General features: G+C 66.5%; 9 protein-coding genes. 2 read left to right on the forward strand and 7 right to left on the reverse strand.

Annotated elements, in window-relative coordinates; all coding sequences use genetic code 11:
- Window positions 1–247 precede the first annotated feature (247 nt).
- Together ASF98_RS01685 and ASF98_RS01690 are read right to left on the reverse strand one after the other, a co-directional pair.
- Window positions 248–3,253 carry a UPF0182 family membrane protein gene (locus ASF98_RS01685; RefSeq protein WP_200939274.1) on the reverse strand — a complete coding sequence of 1,002 codons (3,006 nt, stop codon included), beginning with the start codon at window positions 3,251–3,253 and terminating at the stop codon, window positions 248–250.
- Between the two features lie 148 nt (window positions 3,254–3,401).
- Window positions 3,402–4,565, reverse strand: coding sequence for a YlbL family protein (locus ASF98_RS01690; protein ID WP_055796583.1), 1,164 nt, complete (start codon window positions 4,563–4,565; stop codon window positions 3,402–3,404).
- A gap of 219 nt (window positions 4,566–4,784) precedes the next feature.
- Here ASF98_RS01690 and ASF98_RS01695 point away from each other — a divergent pair, with 219 nt between their 5' ends.
- On the forward strand, window positions 4,785–6,227 hold the full coding sequence (locus tag ASF98_RS01695; protein WP_055796586.1) for a zinc-dependent metalloprotease: 1,443 nt from the start codon (window positions 4,785–4,787) through the stop codon (window positions 6,225–6,227).
- Between the two features lie 20 nt (window positions 6,228–6,247).
- Here ASF98_RS01695 and ASF98_RS01700 read toward each other — a convergent pair whose 3' ends face one another.
- From ASF98_RS01700 to nudC, 3 genes are all read right to left on the reverse strand, one after another.
- On the reverse strand, window positions 6,248–6,883 hold the full coding sequence (locus ASF98_RS01700; protein ID WP_055796589.1) for a M48 metallopeptidase family protein: 636 nt from the start codon (window positions 6,881–6,883) through the stop codon (window positions 6,248–6,250).
- A complete protein-coding gene (locus ASF98_RS01705; RefSeq protein ID WP_442854022.1) occupies window positions 6,883–9,063 on the reverse strand; it encodes an ATP-dependent DNA helicase UvrD2 in 2,181 nt (726 codons plus the stop codon). The genes ASF98_RS01700 and ASF98_RS01705 overlap by 1 nt, the downstream gene beginning before the upstream one ends.
- A gap of 68 nt (window positions 9,064–9,131) precedes the next feature.
- Entirely contained in the window at window positions 9,132–10,109 is a 978-nt protein-coding gene (gene nudC, locus ASF98_RS01710; protein ID WP_235505571.1) for an NAD(+) diphosphatase, read from the reverse strand.
- Window positions 10,110–10,387: 278 nt separating this feature from the next.
- On the opposite strand from nudC, the gene ASF98_RS01715 reads away from it, so the two are divergent.
- Window positions 10,388–11,623, forward strand: a complete 1,236-nt coding sequence (locus tag ASF98_RS01715) for a macrolide 2'-phosphotransferase (RefSeq protein WP_055796594.1) — start codon at window positions 10,388–10,390, stop codon at window positions 11,621–11,623.
- Here ASF98_RS01715 and ASF98_RS01720 read toward each other — a convergent pair.
- The gene (locus tag ASF98_RS01720; protein ID WP_055796597.1) at window positions 11,595–15,146 is read right to left on the reverse strand and encodes an ATP-dependent helicase; all 3,552 of its coding nucleotides are present in this window, start codon (window positions 15,144–15,146) and stop codon (window positions 11,595–11,597) included. The two genes, ASF98_RS01715 and ASF98_RS01720, sit on opposite strands and share 29 nt — an antisense overlap.
- Window positions 15,143–18,532, reverse strand: coding sequence for an ATP-dependent helicase (locus ASF98_RS01725; RefSeq protein ID WP_055797271.1), 3,390 nt, complete (start codon window positions 18,530–18,532; stop codon window positions 15,143–15,145). The genes ASF98_RS01720 and ASF98_RS01725 overlap by 4 nt, the downstream gene beginning before the upstream one ends.
- Window positions 18,533–18,546: the final 14 nt, after the last annotated feature.

An 18,546-nucleotide genomic window follows, 5' to 3' on the forward strand; every position in this document is an offset into this window, starting at 1 on the left:
TCTCGGCACCGGACGGCGCCGCTCAGAAGCTGCCGTCCCGCCGCCCTGCCGTCCCGCCGCCCTGCCGTCCCGCCGCCCTGCCGTCCCGCCGCCCTGCCGTCCCGCCGCCCTGCCTGACCGCCGCCCTGCCTGACCGCCGCCCTGCCTGACCCGGCCAATACGGCACAGGCCGGCTTCCCCGTCCTCGCGGAGGGGGAAAGCCGGCCTGTGCGGGCCTGCAGGCTATCGGGAGCCTGCAGGCGCCTGGTCAGTTGCTTGGAGAGGGCGACGGCGTCGCCGCAGCTGAGGGGGCAGCCGTGGGAGCCGGAGTGGGTGAAGCACTTGCTGCGCCGAGTTTCGCTTCGGCGTCGATCGCCTTCTGCAGTGCCGCGGACAACTTCTTCTGCTGCTCTCCGTAGGCGGCGAAATCACCCTTCGCGAGGGCCTCCTGGCCCGCCTTGATGGCAGCGTTGGCCTCGTCCAGCGCAGCCTTCAGCTCCGCCTTGGCGTCGGTACCGCCGGTGGCGGGCGGCGTTCCGCCTCCGGTGGCAGGAGGAGTCTGCCCGTTGTTGTCTGAATCACCAGCCGAGGCGCCGGAGTCCCCGCCGAACAACTGGTTCAACGCCTGGTCAAGCGTTGGGGCAAAGCCGATCTTGTCGCCGAACGCCACCAGCACACGCTGCAGCGTTGGATAGGACGTTTCGCCCGTGGACCGCAGGTACACAGGCTGCACGTACAGCAAGCCACCGCCCACGGGGAGAGTAAGGAGGTTGCCGTTGAGGACGTCAGACGCGCCCTGCCGGAGCAGGTTCAAGGCCTGGGACACGGTGGGATCCGAGTTGAACTTGTTCTGGGCCTGGCCGGGGCCGGGAACCTGGGCTTCCGGCGGGATCTGCAGGAGCCTGAGCTGGCCGTAGCTTTCCGCTTTCACGCCCTTCTGGTTGCCGGCGTCGGAATCCGCGGCCAGGAAGCCATAAAGCACGTTGCGCGCGGTGCCGTTGACCACCTGGGGAATGAACGACGACGTGAGCTGGAAAGCGGGCTTGTCCTGGTCCGGCATCTGCAGCGACATGTAGAACGGCGGCTGCTTGACCTCCTCCTTGACAGTGGGATCGTTAGGCACGGACCAAGCGTCGTTGTTCGTGTAGAAGTTGTCCGCCTGGGTGACGTGGTAGCGGCCCAGCAGTTCGCGCTGGACCTTGAACAGGTCCTCCGGGTAGCGGACGTGGCTCATAAGGGCCCCGGACATCTCCGAGAAGGGCTTCAAGGATGTCGGGAAGACGTTCTGCCAGGCCTTCAGCACCGGGTCCTGGTCGTCCCAGGCGTACAGCGTCACGGAACCGTCGTAGGCGTCAACAGTTGCCTTGACGGAGTTGCGGATGTAGTTCACCGAACTGTTGGGCAGGGCGACGGTGCGGCCCGCCGTCGTCTGGGAATCGGCGGTGGCCGACGACAGCTGTTCCTGCTGCGAATAGGGGAAGTACTGGCTGGTGGTGTAGCCGTCCACGATCCACTTCACCCGGCCGTCCACAACAGCCGGGTACGCGTTGCCGTCCACCGTGAGGTACGGGGCGACCTTTTCGACGCGGTCCCGCGGGTTGCGGTCGTAGAGGATCTGCGACTCGGCATTCACGCCGTCGGACAGCAGGAGATCGGAGGACTGGAACTTGATGGCGTAAAGGACCTTGTTGAAGAAGCTGCCGACGTTCGGTCCGCCGTTGCCGGTGAAGGTGTACTGCGTTTCGCCGTCGCCTTCCTTGCCGGCGGGACGGTCCTGCTCGCGGTTCGGCGAGCCCTTCGGGGCTCCGACGATCGAGTATTCCGGCGAGTTCTCGCCGAAGTAGATCCGGGGCTGGTAGGTCGTGTCGTTGCCGAGGACACCATTGGACGGAATTCCGGCCTGAAGGAATTCGGGCTTGCCGTCCGCGGTGAACTTGTTGCCCTTGGCCGCGACCACGCCATAGCCGTGCGTGTAGACGACGTGCCGGTTCAGCCAGGACTGCTGGTTGGCGCTGAGGCCGTCCGGATTCAGTTCACGGACGGCAATCACGGTGTCCTGGACCTTGCCGTCGACTTCGTACCGGTCCACGTTGAGTGCGCTCGGGAACTGGTAGTAGGGCCGGTACTGCTCAAGCTGGGAGAACGCGTCCGAAATCAGGTTTGGATCCAGGAGCCGGATATTCGCAGTGGTTTGTGCATCCGGCGCCAGGGCACCGGTAGTGGCGGTGGTGGTGGCGTTGTACCGGTCCTCCTGGATTTTATCCAGGCCGTAGGCTGCACGGGTCATGCTGATGTTCCGCTCGATGAACGGCTTCTCAAGGGTCTGTTCGGACGGGCGCACCTGGAACTGCTGGATGACCCACGGGTAGACACCGCCGGCAAGGATGGACGTAATGACCAGCATGGCCGTGCCGATGACGGGCAGGCGCCATTTGCCGATTATGGCAGCAACGATGAACAGGATGGCCACCAGCGCGGCGGCGACAGCCAGGATGGACTTGGTGGGGATGACGGCGTTGACATCCGTGTACAGGGCGCCGGACCAGCGTCCGTTGCTGTTCTGCACCGCGGAGTAGCGGTCCAGCCAGAAGTTCACTCCGAGGAGCAGCAGGAAGGCAGCGCCCGTCACGGCAAGGTGGATCTGGGCAGCCCGGCTGGTGAAGATGCCGCGTTCCATGATCCGGATGCTGCCGTAGAGATAGTGCGTGAGGATTCCCGCGATGCCGGCGACCACCACCACGCTGATGAGGAAGCCTGTGACGAAGCCGAGGAACGGCAGGGTCATCAGGTAGAAGCTGATGTCGAGGTTGAACTGCGGGTCGTTCTGCCCGAACGGTTCCTGGTTCAGGAAGAGCAGCACTTTCTGCCACTGGCTGGCGGCGGCGCTTCCGGCGAACAGGCCGAAGAGTATCGGCAGGCCGATCATGACTACCCGGCGGACCGGTTCGAGCTGCGCCTGGTAGCGGTTCAGGTTGTCCCTGATCTCCGAATCCGGGGCGTAGACGGGACGGGCGTGGTAGGCGATCCGGATGGCATAGAACATCGCAGCGAACATGAGCGCGAAGGCGACCAGGAAGATGATGATGCGTGCCAGGTTCTCCGTGAGGAAGACTTCGAAGAACCCAAGCTGCTGGTACCAGAGAACATCGGTCCAAACATTGGCGAAGAAGATGAATCCGACCACAACCAGTGCTACGACGATCAACGTCGGCGTCAAGGCACCTCGCCTTGGCTGGGGTCTTCCGGGCGGAGTGGAGCTGGCGGGACGGGACAAACTCGGTACCTCATAGCTGGTCGTCAGTTACTGGTTTTGTCAAAACTCAGGGTGCGTGCTGCTCGGACCGCCGGCACACCCCGGACGTGAGGTGAACGACAGTCATTAGTGCCACGAGTGGCGGTGGTGCTTAGTTCCTGTAATTAGTCTAGTTGCTGGTGCACGAGGGAAGTCCGGATGTGTCGCCGCCTGAACCGATCACGGCAACTGCTTCCCTGGCCTCGGCCAGGTTCTCGACTTTGACCACCTGCAACCCGTCCGGAATGTGTCCCACCACTTCCCCGCAGTTGGCAGCCGGCGCAAGGAACACCTCCGCGCCGTCCTCCCTGGCCCCGTACATCTTTTGCCCGATCCCGCCGATGGATCCCACGACGCCGTCGGGCGTGATGGTGCCCGTCCCGGCGATGTGTTTACCGCCGGTCAGGTCCCCCGGGGTGATGGTGTCGATGATGCCCAGGGCGAACATCATGCCCGCGCTGGGGCCGCCCACCTTCTCGAGGGAAATCTTGACGTCAAAAGGGAACTTGAATTCGTACTGCAGCAGCACGCCGAGGATGAATTTTCCGGCGGCGTTCTTCATGGGGGTGATGGTCTCCGTGACCTGCGCCCCGTCACGCGTGACAACGACCGTGGCGGGCTTTCCCTTTCCGGCGGCGAGTTCCTCCTGCACGACGCTGAGCGAGGCCACGGGTTTGCCATTCACGCTGGCGAAGACATCGCCGGCCTGGAGCTTGCCGGCGGACGCCGACTGATCCGCGAGGTCTGCCACCCGCAGTTTCTGTTCGAAAGGAATATCGAGTTCCTTCAGTGCGGAAGCCGTGGCGTTCTCCTGGGAAGTGGTCATGGCCACTGCGCTCTCCTGCTGGGACTCCTCCTTCGTCACCCCGGTGGGGAAGATAAGCTCCTCCGGATAGACCGCCTTGGATTTGTCCAGCCAGGCTGAAAAAGCTTCGAAGACGCTGACCGGGCCGTTGGGGCCGCCGTCGACATAGACAGTGGTGAGGTCCAGGTTCCCCTTGGCCGGAAACGTTTCGCGGCCGGTCACGCTGATGACCGGCTTGCCGTTGTCGTTGGCCAGGGTGTTGAAGGTGGGTCCCGGTGATTCAACGACGTACGGTACGGGAAGGCTGGCGGCGGTGATGCCCAGCGCAAGAGCCATCAAACCGGAAGCCACCATCGCGGGGTAGCGGTTGTCGCTTGCTTTGGCACGGCGGGACGTCGGCCGGCGGGAAAGCCTGCCGCGGGTAGTCCCGCTGCCGTTTCCCGGTTCCGCAGGATCCCCTGGAACCTGGTCGCCCTGAGTGATTGTCAATGAAGGACCTCTCCGTACCTGCGCCCTCGGACGCGGCCCTGTGGCTGAACCGGATCGCACTGACGGCAGCCTGCAAATATTCCGATGACTAACACTACGCGTTGAGCGGGCGGCACCGCTCTTTGCCGACAGCGAACGGGGCCGGATTCGGCAGACAGCCGCCAAGGCCCCGGGGTACCGTGAAGGTGATCAACAGTCACACCGACGATCGGCGGGATCATGACCTCCAACCCACTCAATCCGTCCAATGGGGACGACGACACCCCTAAGGATCCGCTTGCGGAAATGCTACAAAACCTCATGGGTGGCAAGGGCATGGGTGACATAGACCCCGCTGAACTGGCCAAGGCCGCAGGGCTTCCGGACGATCCGAACCTGTTGGCCCAGATGTTCTCGCAGGTGCAGGCCATGATGAGCGCGCCCTCCGAAGGGCCCGTGAACTGGCAGCTCGCCCACGACAATGCGCGGCGGGTTGCCGCAAGCGGCTCCGACCCCTCTGTCACGGCCCAACAGTCCCGTGAAATCGATGAGGCACTGCGCCTGGCCGAGTTGTGGCTTGACCAGGTCACTGAGCTCCCCGCCACCGGCCTGATCGGCCGGGCCTGGTCCCGCGCCGAGTGGGTCGAGGAGACGCTCGGCACCTGGAAGCGGCTCACTGAGCCGGTGGCGAACAGCATTGCCAATGCGCTGTCCACCGCCATGACCGAGCAGATGCCCGAGGAAATGAAGTCCATGATGGGCGGGGCTTCCTCCATGCTGCAGAACATGGGCGGCGCCATCTTCGGCATGCAGCTCGGCCAGGCCATCGGTGCCCTGTCCGCGGAAGTGGTGAGTTCAACGGACATCGGGGTTCCGCTGGCCGACCTCGAAATGGCCCTCCTCCCGGCCAACGTGGCCAAGTTCGGCGAGGGCCTGAGCTTGCCCGAGAACGACATCCGGCTTTTCCTTGCGGTGCGGGAAGCGGCGCATGCCCGGCTCTTCGTCCAGGTGCCCTGGCTCCGCGGCCACCTCCTGGGAGCCATCGAGGCCTACGCCCGGGGCATCCACATTGACACGTCCAAGATCGAGGAACTGGCCCGGGAGATCGACCCCAGCAACCCCGAAGGCATCCAGGAGGCGCTGTCGCAGGGCGTATTTATGCCCCAGCGGACCCCCGCCCAGGAACAAGCACTGGAGAAACTCGAAACGGCGCTGGCCCTGGTCGAAGGCTGGGTGGACGAGCTGACCGCAGCCGCCACCGAGAAGTTCCTGCCCTCTGCCTCGGCGCTGCGCGAGACAGTGCGGCGCCGCCGTGCCACGGGCGGCCCGGCCGAGCACGCCTTCTCGTCCCTGGTGGGACTGGAGCTGCGTCCCCGCCGCCTGCGCGAGGCCGCCGCGCTGTGGGCTTCCCTCAGGGCAGAACGTGGCACCGAGGGACGGGATGCCATTTGGCAGCACCCCGACCTCCTGCCCACCGGCGAGGACCTGGACGATCCCCAGGGGTTCAGTGCACGGCGCAAGCTCGCCGAAGCGAGCGACACCGAGGTGGACGACGCGCTGCAGAAACTGTTGAACGGCGGATTCGACGAACCGGCCGAGGACGAAAAGACCTCCGACGACAACGACACCGGCGGCGGTCCCGGCTCCGGCAAGGACGACGACGGCGGGACGCCGAAGGCCTGACCCGCCGGCTTTGAGGTCAGCTAGCCGAGCACTGACGGACCGTGGGTTTCGTCAGTGCTCGAGCTTTGTCCATCGACGTCCGGTGACATTCCCCGCGACGTTGCGAATGCTACGCCTTCAAGAAACGCCTTGGCCCGCTGGGTTTCGGGGTAAGCCTCCAGGAGTCGCCAGAACGCGGCGTTGTGGCCGGCCACAAGCAGATGCGCCAGTTCGTGCAGGAGCACATAGTCGATGACCCACTGCGGCATCGTCCGCAGTTTGTCCGAGAGCCTGATGGTCCCGTCGGCGGGAGTCGCGGAACCCCAGCGCGAGTTCTGGTTGCTGACCCACCGCACGGAAGACGGGACGGAGCGTCCGCCAAGGTACTTCGCCGACAGTTCGGCCGCGTGTGCGGCCAGCGCGGCATCCGTGGCCGGCCTGCGCCGCCCCTCCCCGCGCGACCGCCGGACTCCCTGTAACCGGAGCTTCTCCAGCATCCGGTGGACCCATTCGCTTTCCTGGCCCTTGGTGAAGTGCGCCGGGATGGCCACCACGGCTGTTCCGTTCTCCCAGAACGCTGCCACGGTCCGGCGACGGCGGGCCGAGCGGCGGACGACCACCGGCGCGCCGTCGGGGGTAGTCAGCGGAATCGCCCGGGGCGGGGCGCCGCCGGCCATCAGGCGCTGCTGCTTTCCGTGAGGACTTCGAGCACGGCTTCGCCGTACTTCTCCAGTTTCGAGGGCCCGATTCCGGCCAGCTGGCCCAATTCTTCGAGGGACGCCGGCCGCGCCTCGGCGATTGCAGTCAAGGTCGCATCAGTGAACACCACGAACGCCGGAACCTCGGCGGCCAGGGCCACGTCCTTCCGCCACTGGCGCAGCGCGTCGAAGGTCTGTTCCTCGTAGCTCGGCGGGCACTGGCTGCAACGGCCCACCTTGCGTTCAGCACCCGTGGACAGCATGCTTCCGCAGACCCGGCACATCGCCGGGGATGCCGCCTTCCGCCGCGGCGCGGGCCCCTTGCCGCGCGCCGTCGAACTGGCCACCGAGTCCGGCCGAAGGCCGTCCAAAAAGCGGGACGGCTTCCGGTTGGCCCTTCCGCCGGGAGTCCGGGCCAACGACCAAGAGAGGGACAGGTGCTCGCGCGCCCTGGTGATCCCCACGTAGAGCAGCCGGCGTTCCTCGTCCACGTCTTCCGGGGAGTCGGCGAACGAGATTGGCATAAGTCCTTCGCAGAGCCCCACGAGGAAGACCGCGTCCCACTCGAGGCCCTTGGCGGCGTGCAGCGACGCCAGGGTCACCCCTTGCACGGTCGGGGCATGCTGGGCCAGCGATCGTTCCTGCAGTTCGTTGACAAAATCCGAGAGGGTGAACTGCGGACCCCGGCTGAGTACCAGCTCATCGGCCAGCGCAACCAGCGCGGCCAGCGATTCCCAGCGTTCCCGCAGCGCTCCGCCGTTGTGCGGGGCGGACGCCGTGTAGCCAAGGGATGCCACGATGTCCCGGACCAGCTGGCCCAATGGCTCGGGTTCGGAGGTTTCGGCAGCTGCACGGGTGGCGGCCCTGAGTTGGAGGATTGCATCCCGGACTTCCTTGCGGGCGAAGAACCGCTCTCCCCCGCGCAGCTGATAGCCGATTCCGGCTGAAGCCAGTGCCTGTTCATAGGCCTCCGACTGCCCGTTGGTGCGGAACAGCACGGCGATCTCGCTGGCCGGGGTGCCGGCGTCGAGCAGTTCCCGGATCTTGATCGCAACGGTGGCAGCCTCGGCTTCGTCGTCCGCGCACTCCGTGAACTGGGGCGGCGGTCCGGGCTGCCGCTGTGCGACCAGTTTGAGCGGAGCCGCCCAGGCGGCGTCCGCTACGGGGCCTCCGCTGCGCCGGCCCGCGAGAAGGTCATTGGCCAGTTTGACCACCTGTGGCGTGGAGCGGTAATCCCTGATCAGCTTGACGACGTTTGCACCGGGATACATGGCCTTGAAACCGAGCAGGTGCTTGGGGGAGGCTCCGGTGAACGAATAGATGGTCTGGCTGGCGTCGCCCACGACGCACAGTTCGTCGCGTCCGCCCAGCCAGAGTTCCAAGAGCCGCTGCTGCAACGGCGAAACGTCCTGGTACTCGTCCACCACGAAATGCCGGTACTGTTCGCGGACGGTGGCTGCCACCTTCGGGTCCTCCTGCAGGATCCCGACAGTGATCAGCAGGACGTCCTCGAAATCGATGACGTTGCGGTCCGTCTTGACGTCCTCATAGGACTGGAACACCCGGGCCACAGCCGTGAGGTCGAATCCCCCGGGGTTGCCGCGGTCCTGCGCGTTCTCGAGGTAGTTCGCCGGCGTCAGCATGGACACCTTGGCCCACTCGATCTCTGAAGCCAAATCCCTGATGGATGCCCGGTCCGTGCTGAGCCTCAGGCGGCGGGCGGCTTCGGCGATCATCTGCGCCTTGTGGTCCAGGAGGTTTGGCAGCGCACCGCCGACGGCCTGCGGCCAAAAGAACTGCAGCTGCCTCAGTGCGGCGGCGTGGAAAGTCCTTGCCTGGACGTTGCCTACGCCGAGATCGCGGAGCCTGCTCCGCATCTCCGCCGCAGCGCGCGCGGTGAAGGTCACGGCCAGCAGCCTCTGCGGGCTGTAGACGCCTGAGTGCACGCCATAGGCAATCCGGTGGGTGATGGCGCGCGTCTTGCCGGTGCCTGCACCCGCGAGCACGCACAGGGGCCCGTTCAGTGTGCTCGCGACTTCCCGCTGCTCGTCGTCCAGTCCGCCCAGAATGCGGTCTTCCAGGGACCGGTTGTCCTGCGCAGCGGGCTCGGCGGAAGCGGTGTCGCCCTCGGCGGTGCGTTCAAAATTGTCAGTTGTCACTTGCTGCTCATGTCACTTGGTGCTGGGTCGATCGATGGTGTCACGCGGAGGTCCGCTGTGCGGGGACGTCATTCGTCGGCATGACGGTCCTGGATGATGCCGCCATACCAGTGCTCAATCAAGGACCGGGCAATGGACAGTCTGCTGGAAATGACAATTTCCCCGCTCAGCACCGCGGCCTGAAGCTCCGCACGGCTGAACCACCGCGCACGGGTGACCTCCACGCCGTCGGGCATTGCTTCGGTGTCCTGTGTCCTGGCGGTGAACCCCAGCATCAGCGAGGCGGGGAAGGGCCAGGACTGGGACCCCAGATACTGGGTGGCGGTGATCCGCACGCCCACTTCTTCCTGGATTTCCCGGACGACTGCCTGCTCCAGCGACTCGCCCGGCTCCACGAACCCGGCCAGGGTGGAATAGTTCTTCGCGTCGAGGGGCCCGCCGCCACCCAGCAGGAGCCGGTCATCCGGGCCGACCACCGTCACGATGATAGCCGGATCTGTCCGGGGGTAGTGCTCGGAGTTGTCGGCAGGACACCTGCGGACCCAACCTCCTGCCTCAACGAGCGTCGCGGCGCCGCACCGCGGACAATGAACGTGCGTGGCATGCCAGTTGGCGATCGCGCTGGCTTCGATGAAGAGGGCGGTGTCGGTGGCATTCAGGCGGGCCGCCACGTCCCGGAATCCCGTCCAGACGGCATCCGACGGTATTCCGGCGATGCCGCGTTCGAACTGCTCCGCCCGGACCTCAAAAGGCTCCTCCAGGACAAATAGGACGATTTCCGTACCTTCGTCCAGGTGCGAGCCGGCGAGGGCGGAACCGAGGTAGATGGTCATGGCCGGCGGGGTTCCGGCCTCGCCGAGGCTCGCCGCTAGTCCGGCGGCGTCCGTCAGCAGGAGGCTGTCGCCGCACACTAAAGCCTGGCGGTGTGAGAGGACCATGGCCAGCGCCCGGCCGGAGTTGACCACGGAGTCCACCATGCCCGGCTTCATCCTGGCGCCGGATCCCCTGTCAACGAGGGCGGGACGGACGGGGAGGACAGTGTCCATAAGGTGGTTCGCCGGCAGCCGCTTCAAAGGAGGCGTACCGCCCGGGGCCGCACCTTCCGCTCCCCTATTTTGCTCTGCCTCATTTTGGGATGCCGGTGACTCCGCAAGACTCATGTACCCACCGTACTGACTCCGGCTGACAATTGACATTTGCTCCGGCCGCAACGGACCCCCGTTGCAGCGTTCCGAACACTGGTTTGGCAAGGGGATTCGTCACGATCTGAAGACTCGCCGTGGTACATCGCCATCTTGGGCGCCAGTCAATCTACCGTGGACGGGTGAGAAGAAAACCGATCGAGCTGGCAGCTGTAGCAACTGCGGCAGTCCCCGGACTGACGCCCACCGCCGTGAGTTCCGCGCCCGACGATCCGGCGGACTTTGATTCGGCCCTCCTCCTGGACTCCGAGGGGAAGCAGTGGCGGGTACGCTCTCCCCGCCACGCCGAGGCCAGCGCCCGACTGGAAACGGAGTTCATGGTGCTCCGCGCGTTTGCTCCCGGAATCAGGGCCGAACTGCCTTTTCTGATGCCCACGGTGGCAGGCACCGTTCGGCAGGGTGCACTCAGCACCTTTGTGTATTCGCATCTGGCAGGCACCACCCGCAGCGTCGAAGAACTGACAGCCGGACCGGAAGGTCTGGCGAAGGAAATAGGTGCGGCACTGGCCGCCATTCACGACCTTCCGCGGACTTTGGTCAGCAATGCCGACCTCCCCAGCTACACACCCAATGAGTTCCGGCAGCGCAGGCTCAACGAACTCGACCAGGCTGCCACCACAGGGAAGATCCCTCCCGTGCTCCTGCGCCGTTGGGAACATGCACTGGAAGACGTCTCGCTGTGGCGTTTCAATCCCTGTGTTGTCCACGGCGACCTGCATGAGGACAACATCCTCGTTGACGGAGACCGTGTGACGGCTGTGACGGGATGGACCGATTTGCGCATCGGTGACCCCGCCGACGACATGGCCTGGCTCGTGGCCTCCAACGAACAGGGCTTCGTGGACGCCGTGCTGAGCCACTACACGTCCGGCCGCAGGGATGCGCCGGACGCCCACCTGCTGCGCCGCGCGGCGCTCTCCGCCGAGTTCGCGCTGGCCCAGTACCTGGTCAAGGGCCTGGCAGCCGGAAACGAGTCCATGATCGGCGAAGCTGAAGAAATGCTGGCCTCGCTTGCCGAAGACATCGCCGAGCACGGCGGTCAGCCCATCAGCGTGGAACCCTTGCCGCAGGTTGTCCCCGCCGTGCACGTGGAACCCGTTCCGCTGGACAGACCGTCCGTGCATGTCGAAGCCCTCCCGCAGGTCCAACCGGCCGGTGCCGGGGCCATGCCTTCGGTCCATGTATCACCGATCCCGGCCGAACAGCCCGCCACCACCGACGCCTCCGGTCCGCCAGCCAAGGGCGGCGGAGCCGGACAGGCTGCCGGCGCAGATGGGGAAACCACGCCCCATGCCCCGCCGGCAGCGGACGACACGTCCACCGCCGCCATTACGATTGTGGACGCAAAGTCCCACTAGCCGAGCCGGACGCTTTCGCCAGTGCGGTGGTTCCGCCGAGGGCCGCAGTAACGATGTCCTCCAACTGTTCCGCCGTCCCGAGGTCGTGGGGGCGGACCACCTGATTTTCCCCCACGTAGTAGAAAGCGGCCCGGACATTGTCGAGGGGCACTCCCTTGAGCCGGGCCCAGGCGAGCCGGTAGACGGCCAGCTGGACGGCTTTCACCTTCAGCTGCCCGGCGGCGGGACGGCGGCCTGTTTTCCAGTCCACCAGGTCCCAACGCCCGTCGGCGTCCCGGAACACGGCATCGATCCGGCCACGCACCACAACGTCTCCGATGCGCGTTTCCACCGGAACCTCCACATGGGCCGGGGCACGGTGCGCCCACTCAGAGTTCCGGAACGTCTCCACCATGGAGTCCAGCCCGTACGCCTCGTCAATATGGTTGTCCGAGCCCGGCGCCTCGTCCAGTTCCAGCATGCCTGCCTTGCCGAAGTACTCTTCGACCCAGGCGTGGAAAGCCGTGCCCTTGCGGGCTGACATGCCTGGTTCCCTGGGAACGGGGCGCCGCAGCCGTGCAAGGACTGATCCCGGATCATCGCCCAGGTCCACAAAGGTTGACGCAGAGATGTGGCCGGGCAAGTGGACGTCCTGCACTGCAGCCCTGCGAAAGCGGCGCTCCAGCAACAGGGCCGCCTCCTGCGCCCAGTTGGCCGCAACGCTCCGGAGCTGACGGGAACCCTCCCCCGCTGAAAGACCCTCAGCGTCCCACGCGGGTCCCGCGGCCATGGCCTCGCGGACCCTTCCGGCGGCCGTTTCCATCGCCGCCCGCCGCCCTGGAACCAGCCGCAGCCTGGTCCCGGTGCGCGGATCGGCAGGCCCTTCCAGCGGGTCGTACGGCCACAGCGCCAGTTCCAGGTCCTGGGTCAGCGGGCTTTCCGCCGGCAGTGATGACTCCTCCACCGACGCGGGATGCACGACGGCGGCATGTTCCGGCGCATCTTCCGCCGGACCTCCGGCAGGCTCCTGGGCCGCCCCGTCCGGACCGCCGATGCGTGTCGCGACACCAGCGAGGGGCCCCAGCTCGGAAAGGAACGGCGACATCTCCGCCATACCGGCCCGGGAGCCGACCCAGGCCGCGCTCGACACCCACAGCACGTATTTCGCCCGGGTGTAAGCCACGTAGGCCAGCCTGCGTTCCTCTGCTTCGCCGTGCGCCTGGACATCCGCCTTGAAGTCTTTTTCTGCGTCCAGCCAGCCTTTTTGGTCCGGTTGGTCCAGGTCCCATTGCGGCAGGTCGGCGCGGTCACCCCGCAGCGGCCAGGGCAGGGCGGCGCTGCCGCTGCTCCAGCGTGAATCGCGGCTGCTGGGAAACGCTCCCGCGTTCAGGCCGGGAACGAACACGACGTCCCACTCCAGGCCCTTGGACGCGTGCACCGTCAGCAGCTGGACGGCTTCATGGTTGACGTCCGGAGCGGCGACGTCCAGCCCGCCTTCCTCCGCGGCCGCGGCCTCCAGCCACGCCAGGAAAGCCAGGACGTCTACCCGGTGGGAGGTGTGGAGGAATCCTGCCGCGGCATCATGGAATGCGTCCAGGTTCCTCCGGGCCTGATGGATGCTGATGCCGGGACGGGCCGCCACCTCGATATCCAGGAGCATGGCCCGTTCCACCTCGCCCAGCAGGGTGGTGAGGTCGTCACCCATGAATCCCCGGAGCTGCCGGAGCTCGGCCGAGAGGGTGTGCAGTCGGTTGAGGGCCTCCGGGCTCAGCGTCCGGCCATGCGCCGACGTCCAGCCGTCCCGCGGCAGCCAGTCCAAGGCTTCCACCAGGCTTGCCGCATCGGTGATGTCGCTTTCGATGACGGCGGCGTCGGAATCATCACCTTCATCGGCGCCCTGCCCCGGGTGCCCCCGGCGGCGTGCAAGGAACGAAGACCAGTCCCGGAAGGCCATGAGGTCGGCCGGCCCTATCCGCCAGCGCGCTCCGGCCAGAAGGCGCATGAGCGAGTCCGAACGGCCCGGATCAGCGAGCACCCGCAGCGTGGCCACCAGGTCAACAATCTCCGGGGTGTCCAGGAGTCCGCCGAGGCCCACAATTTCGTAGGGGATTCCGCGCACTTCGAACTCACGCCGGATACATTCCATCTGAGCGCGACGGCGGCAGAGAACGGCCATCGCCGGAGGTATCCGGTCTGTTCCGTCGTTGTCTTCGAAATCCGTGACGCGGTACCGCAGGACATCCGCCGCGATGGCCCTAGCCTCGTCTTCGTCCGTCGCAAAGCGTCCGATGACAACCTTTCCCTGGGCCGCCGCGGGGCTGGGCTGCAGCGGCGGAACCTCCACGGAGTCCGCCGCGTCCCGCTCCCCCGCAGGCCCGGCTTGAATGGCCGCGGCGCTAAGTGGCGCCGAAATGACATTGGCGGCGGACAGGATGTTGCGTCCGTTGCGCCACGCGGTCGTCAGGTAGGAAGTGGGTGCCACAGCGAAAGAATCCTCGACCCGGACGGGGAATTCACGAACAAAATGGAACAGCTGGCCGGCAGACGCCCCCCGGAAACCGTAGATGGACTGGTTCGGGTCACCCACGGCTGTCACCGCATGGCCGCCGCCGAAGAGCCTGGAGAACAGCACGAGCTGGGCATGCGAGGTGTCCTGGAATTCGTCGAGCAGCACCACTTTAAACCGCTGGCGTTCCACTTCGGCGGCCAGCGGGATCTCGCTGGCGACCCGCGCAGCGAGGGCCACGAGGTCGCCGAAGTCCAGCGCGCCCCGGACCCGCTTCGCGTCCGCGTACCTTCCCACCATCTCGGCGACGCTGGCCCTGGTGCGCAGCATGGCCCCGAGTTCTCCGGCGGCCTGGGTGGGGTTCTTCTTGGCTCCGGCCACATAGGGCAGGGCTTCGAATTCCGCGACGCGCCCCATCAGCCATTCCTGCACCTCGGCGGGATCCCGCAGGTGTTCGGCGCACTCGCCGGCAAGCTGGATGACGGCTTTCACCAGCGTGGACTTGGCAGCACGGAAGTGCTCGTATTCGCCGTCGAAAGCCTCAACAACTTCGCTGGCCAGCTGCCAGGCCTGGGCTCCGCCCAGCAGGACAACGTCACGTTCGACACCGAGCCGGAGACCGTAGTCGGACACGATGCCGCTGGCGTAGGAGTGATAAGTGGAAACCTTGGGTTCCAGGGCATCCTCGCTGAGCAGGCCGGCCGGAAAAATCCTGTGCTCCGTGTCCTCCGCGGCAATCCGCTGCAGAGCCGCCAGCTTGGCCCGGATCCGGCTGGCCAGCTCACCGGCCGCCTTGCGAGTGAACGTCACCCCCAGGACTTCTTCCGGCCTGACCCATCCATTGGCAACCAGCCACACAACGCGGTCTGCCATGGTGGCGGTCTTGCCGGATCCGGCACCTGCAATGACCAAGCGCGGCGTGAGTGGCGACGAAATGATGGCGGACTGCTCTGCGGTGGGGCTGTTGCGTTCGCCCAGCATGGCAGTCAGCTCCTCAGGGGAAAACCGCGGCGCCGGCGCGTCAGGGGGCGTTGTCATTCAGTAACCTGCTTTCCGCGAAGGCAAAGGGGACAGACCTCCGGCAGCCGGCAGCCGTGGCCACCATGGCCGGACTTGGCCGGATCGTGGCGGGCTTCAAAAACGCTGCCGGACATAAGCCGTGCGGCCTCGTTCACCATGTCGAGGGCCCAGTTGTTGTCGGAGCTGTCCAGCGGCTCCTGGACCTGGATACCAGGGCCCTTGTTGCTCGTGCCAAGCTGGGCAAGCACGGCCCCGCCCGGCTGAACGTCGCCCGGTTGAAGCGCCACCGGTTGAACGTCAGCGGCCGCTGTGCCGGGTTCCATGAATCCGCCGGCCAGTACCGCGGCCTGGTAGGAACCCAGCTGTGGATGGCGCGCGAGATCAGCTTTCGACGGCTGGCGCTTGCCGGTCTTGAGGTCAACGATCACCAGCCGCCCTTCGGAGTCGATTTCCAGCCGGTCAACTTGTCCGCGGAGAACGGCGGACCTGGTCTCAGGGTCGGCGGCTGTTCCCGGCAGTCCCGGCTGCGGCACGTCCACGATGTCCGCCAGTTTCACTTCGAAGTCCCGTTCGGCACCGACAAGGCTCCTGCCTTCACTGCGCATGACCAGGATGTATTGGGCCAGTTTCCGGACCATGCCCTCGGCGCGCTGAAAATCCAGCTTGCCTTCCCAGTTGTCCTTCATGCCCAGCGCGGGCCATCGCCGGACGAGCTCCGCAACGTATTCCGATCCCGAAGAATCCGGCAGGTCCTGTGCGATGGCGTGGACCAGCGTGCCCAGGCTCCTGGCAAAGTCGGTGGCGGCTTCTCCGCCGGCAGCCTGGATGAACCAGTCAAGCGGAGACTTTTGGACCGTCTCCACCTTGGACGGCGAGACGAACACTGTTCCTCCGGCCGGAACAATCCGTTCCGCCGAAGACAGCGGCGCGAGCCCCCACCAGGAGTCGGGATCGGCGCCGGGCACGGATGGCTCCGCCACCGCCAGCCGCGCAAGGACCCTGACGGCTTCGAGGGATTCGGCGGCGGACCTCCCGTCCAGTTGCGCGTGCTGCCGAAGTTCGGCCACGAGGGCACGGAGGGTCATGGGCCGTTCCACCGGGGTGAATGTCCGCCGATCCTGCCCGGGACGCAGCGGCGCCACGTAGTCGAGGAAGGACGAGGGCTGTTCGTCCTCTGACGACACAGCCGTGCAGATGAGCACGTCCCGTGCCCGGGAGACTGCCGTGGAGAAGCTGCGGAGTTCGTCGTACCGGATTTCCCGCAGCCTGCTGATGGGCCCCAACTGCAGGGCGTGTTCCACCCCGTGTTCAACGGCGTCAGCGAAGAGCGTGCTGCCCAGGAGCTCTCCGCGGAGCCTGGTGTTGGGCCACACTCCTTCCTGCAGGCCGGAAATAATGACGACGGGCCATTCACGTCCGGCAGCACTCGCCGGCGTCATGAGTTCCACGGCGTCTTCCAGCTGCGCCCGGGCTGCCAGGGTGTCCATGGGCAGCTCCTGGCTGAGCAGATACTCCAGGAACTGATCCGGGCCTGACCCTGGCAACTGGTCTACATAGCGTTCGGCGGTGTGGAACAGGGCCATCATGGCGTCAAGGTCGCGGTCTGCCCTGGCCCCCGCTGCGCCGCCGGCCAGTGCCGCGTCAGTCCAGCGTGCGGCGAGCCCGGTGGAGTTCCAGAGCGCCCAAAGCACCGTTTCGGCGTTGCCGCCCGGGGCCCGGGCCGCCAGGCGCCCGGCTTCGATCATGCGCGCGACACGGCGGGCAGAGCGGCCTTCGATACCAGTGGTGGCCAGCGCGCCGGGTTCCAGCAGCGACTCGACGAGCAGGGCATCACTGGTGCGGCCTCCCCCGCCAAGGATCTCCTCTCGGCGCAGGGACTGGCGCAGGCGGCGCAACTCGATGGAAGTCGCTCCGCCGATCCGGGACGTCAGCAGCGCCACAGCCGATTCCGGGGTCAGCGCCGCAGGATCCAGCGCCACCGCATAGGCATCAAGCAGCGGCCGGACTGCGACTTCGTCCCGGACCGCAGATTCGGCCACGGGAACCCGCACGGGAATGCCGTGGCCGGCGAGGTGGCGCTGCAGCTGGTTCAGCTGCCCGCCGTTCCGCACGATCACCGCGATGTCGCCGAGCTCGCGGCCCTGGTTCAGGTGCGCATCAAGGATGCGCTGCGCAACATAGCGCAGCTCCTGGACCGGAGACGGAAGGACGTGGCCCTCCACATCGCCCCGGACAGGGGCAACACCGTGGTGCTTGAGGCCATCCTGCTGCTGGCCGCATGCGGCTTCGGCGCTTTCCAGCCTGCGGGCCGAGCGGCCACCGGCGCGTTGAGAGATGCGTGCCGCCACCTCAAGCCACGCCTGGGCGACGGCGGGAGCGTGGCGGTGTGTCACCCGGAGCGGGCGTTCCAGGACCGTGTCCCCCGCGGCAGTATCCCGGAGCCCCTCTCCAGGTGCGCCGGCAGGAGCCAGCAGGCGCGGCAATTCAGCCGTGAGGTCGGGCCTGGCGCCGCGGAATCCCTGGACAACGGTGTCCGGGGACGACGTCACGTAGACATCCTTGCCTGCCGCAATGTCGGCCAGCAGCTCGAACACGGCCGGGTTGGCTTCCTGGATGTCGTCCACGAGAATCAGCTGCAGGCGGTCCCGCTCGGCGGCCAGGAATTCGGGGGCGTCCTGGAAGATCTGGCGTGCGGCCGTGATGATTCCCGCGGGGTCGAAGGCCTCCGGCATGCGCAGGTCCAGTACGTCGCGGTACTCGGCGTACAGCGCGGCGGCAGCGATCCAGTCCGGACGGTTGCACTGCCCGGCCAGCCGCACCAGGTCATCGGGCGTCCGGCCGGACTCAATGATCCGGTCAAAGAGCTGACGTACCTCGTGGCGGAAGCCACGGGTTTCCAGTGCGGCGCCCAGGTCTTCGGGCCAGGGCAGTTCAAGGCCTGGAAGGGCGTGGCCTTCAAGCAGTTCCTTGATGATGAGGTCCTGCTCGGGTCCTGACAGGAGCCGCGGCGGTCGCGGCAGCGGAAGGATGCCTTCTGCTTTGGCACGCCGGATCAGATCGAAGGCATACGATGCCCAGGTGCGTGCCGGCGTCGTGCTGAGGCTGCGGTTGAGCCGGGCCGTGAAGCGGTCTCTGAGGGAGTCGGCTGCGAGGCGGCTCGGCGCCAGCACAAGCATTCTTTCCGGATCCACGCCGTCGCGCTCGGCCCGGCGCACGGCAACTTCAATGAGTACGGTGGACTTTCCCGTACCCGGGGCACCCGGTACCAGGACCGGACCGGACCCGTGCGGGACGTCCACGGCCGCCTGCTGGTCCGGTGACAAAACCGGAACGACGTTGAGGACCTGCTTTGGCGGAAGGAGCCTCAGTCCGGCTGCCGTTCCAGCGGGCCTGCCGACTGTTATCTGGCCTGTTTGCC

It is taken from the genome of Arthrobacter sp. Leaf337 (assembly GCF_001423745.1).
Taxonomy (GTDB): Bacteria; Actinomycetota; Actinomycetes; order Actinomycetales; family Micrococcaceae; genus Arthrobacter.

Excerpts from the sequence above, each read along its gene's own strand:
- ASF98_RS01695 (WP_055796586.1), top strand. The coding sequence starts at position 4,785 with ATGACCTCCAACCCACTCAATCCGTCCAATGGGGACGACGACACCCCT.
- ASF98_RS01700 (WP_055796589.1), bottom strand. The coding sequence starts at position 6,883 with ATGGCCGGCGGCGCCCCGCCCCGGGCGATTCCGCTGACTACCCCCGAC.
- nudC (WP_235505571.1), bottom strand. The coding sequence starts at position 10,109 with ATGGACACTGTCCTCCCCGTCCGTCCCGCCCTCGTTGACAGGGGATCC.
- ASF98_RS01720 (WP_055796597.1), bottom strand. The coding sequence starts at position 15,146 with ATGACAACGCCCCCTGACGCGCCGGCGCCGCGGTTTTCCCCTGAGGAG.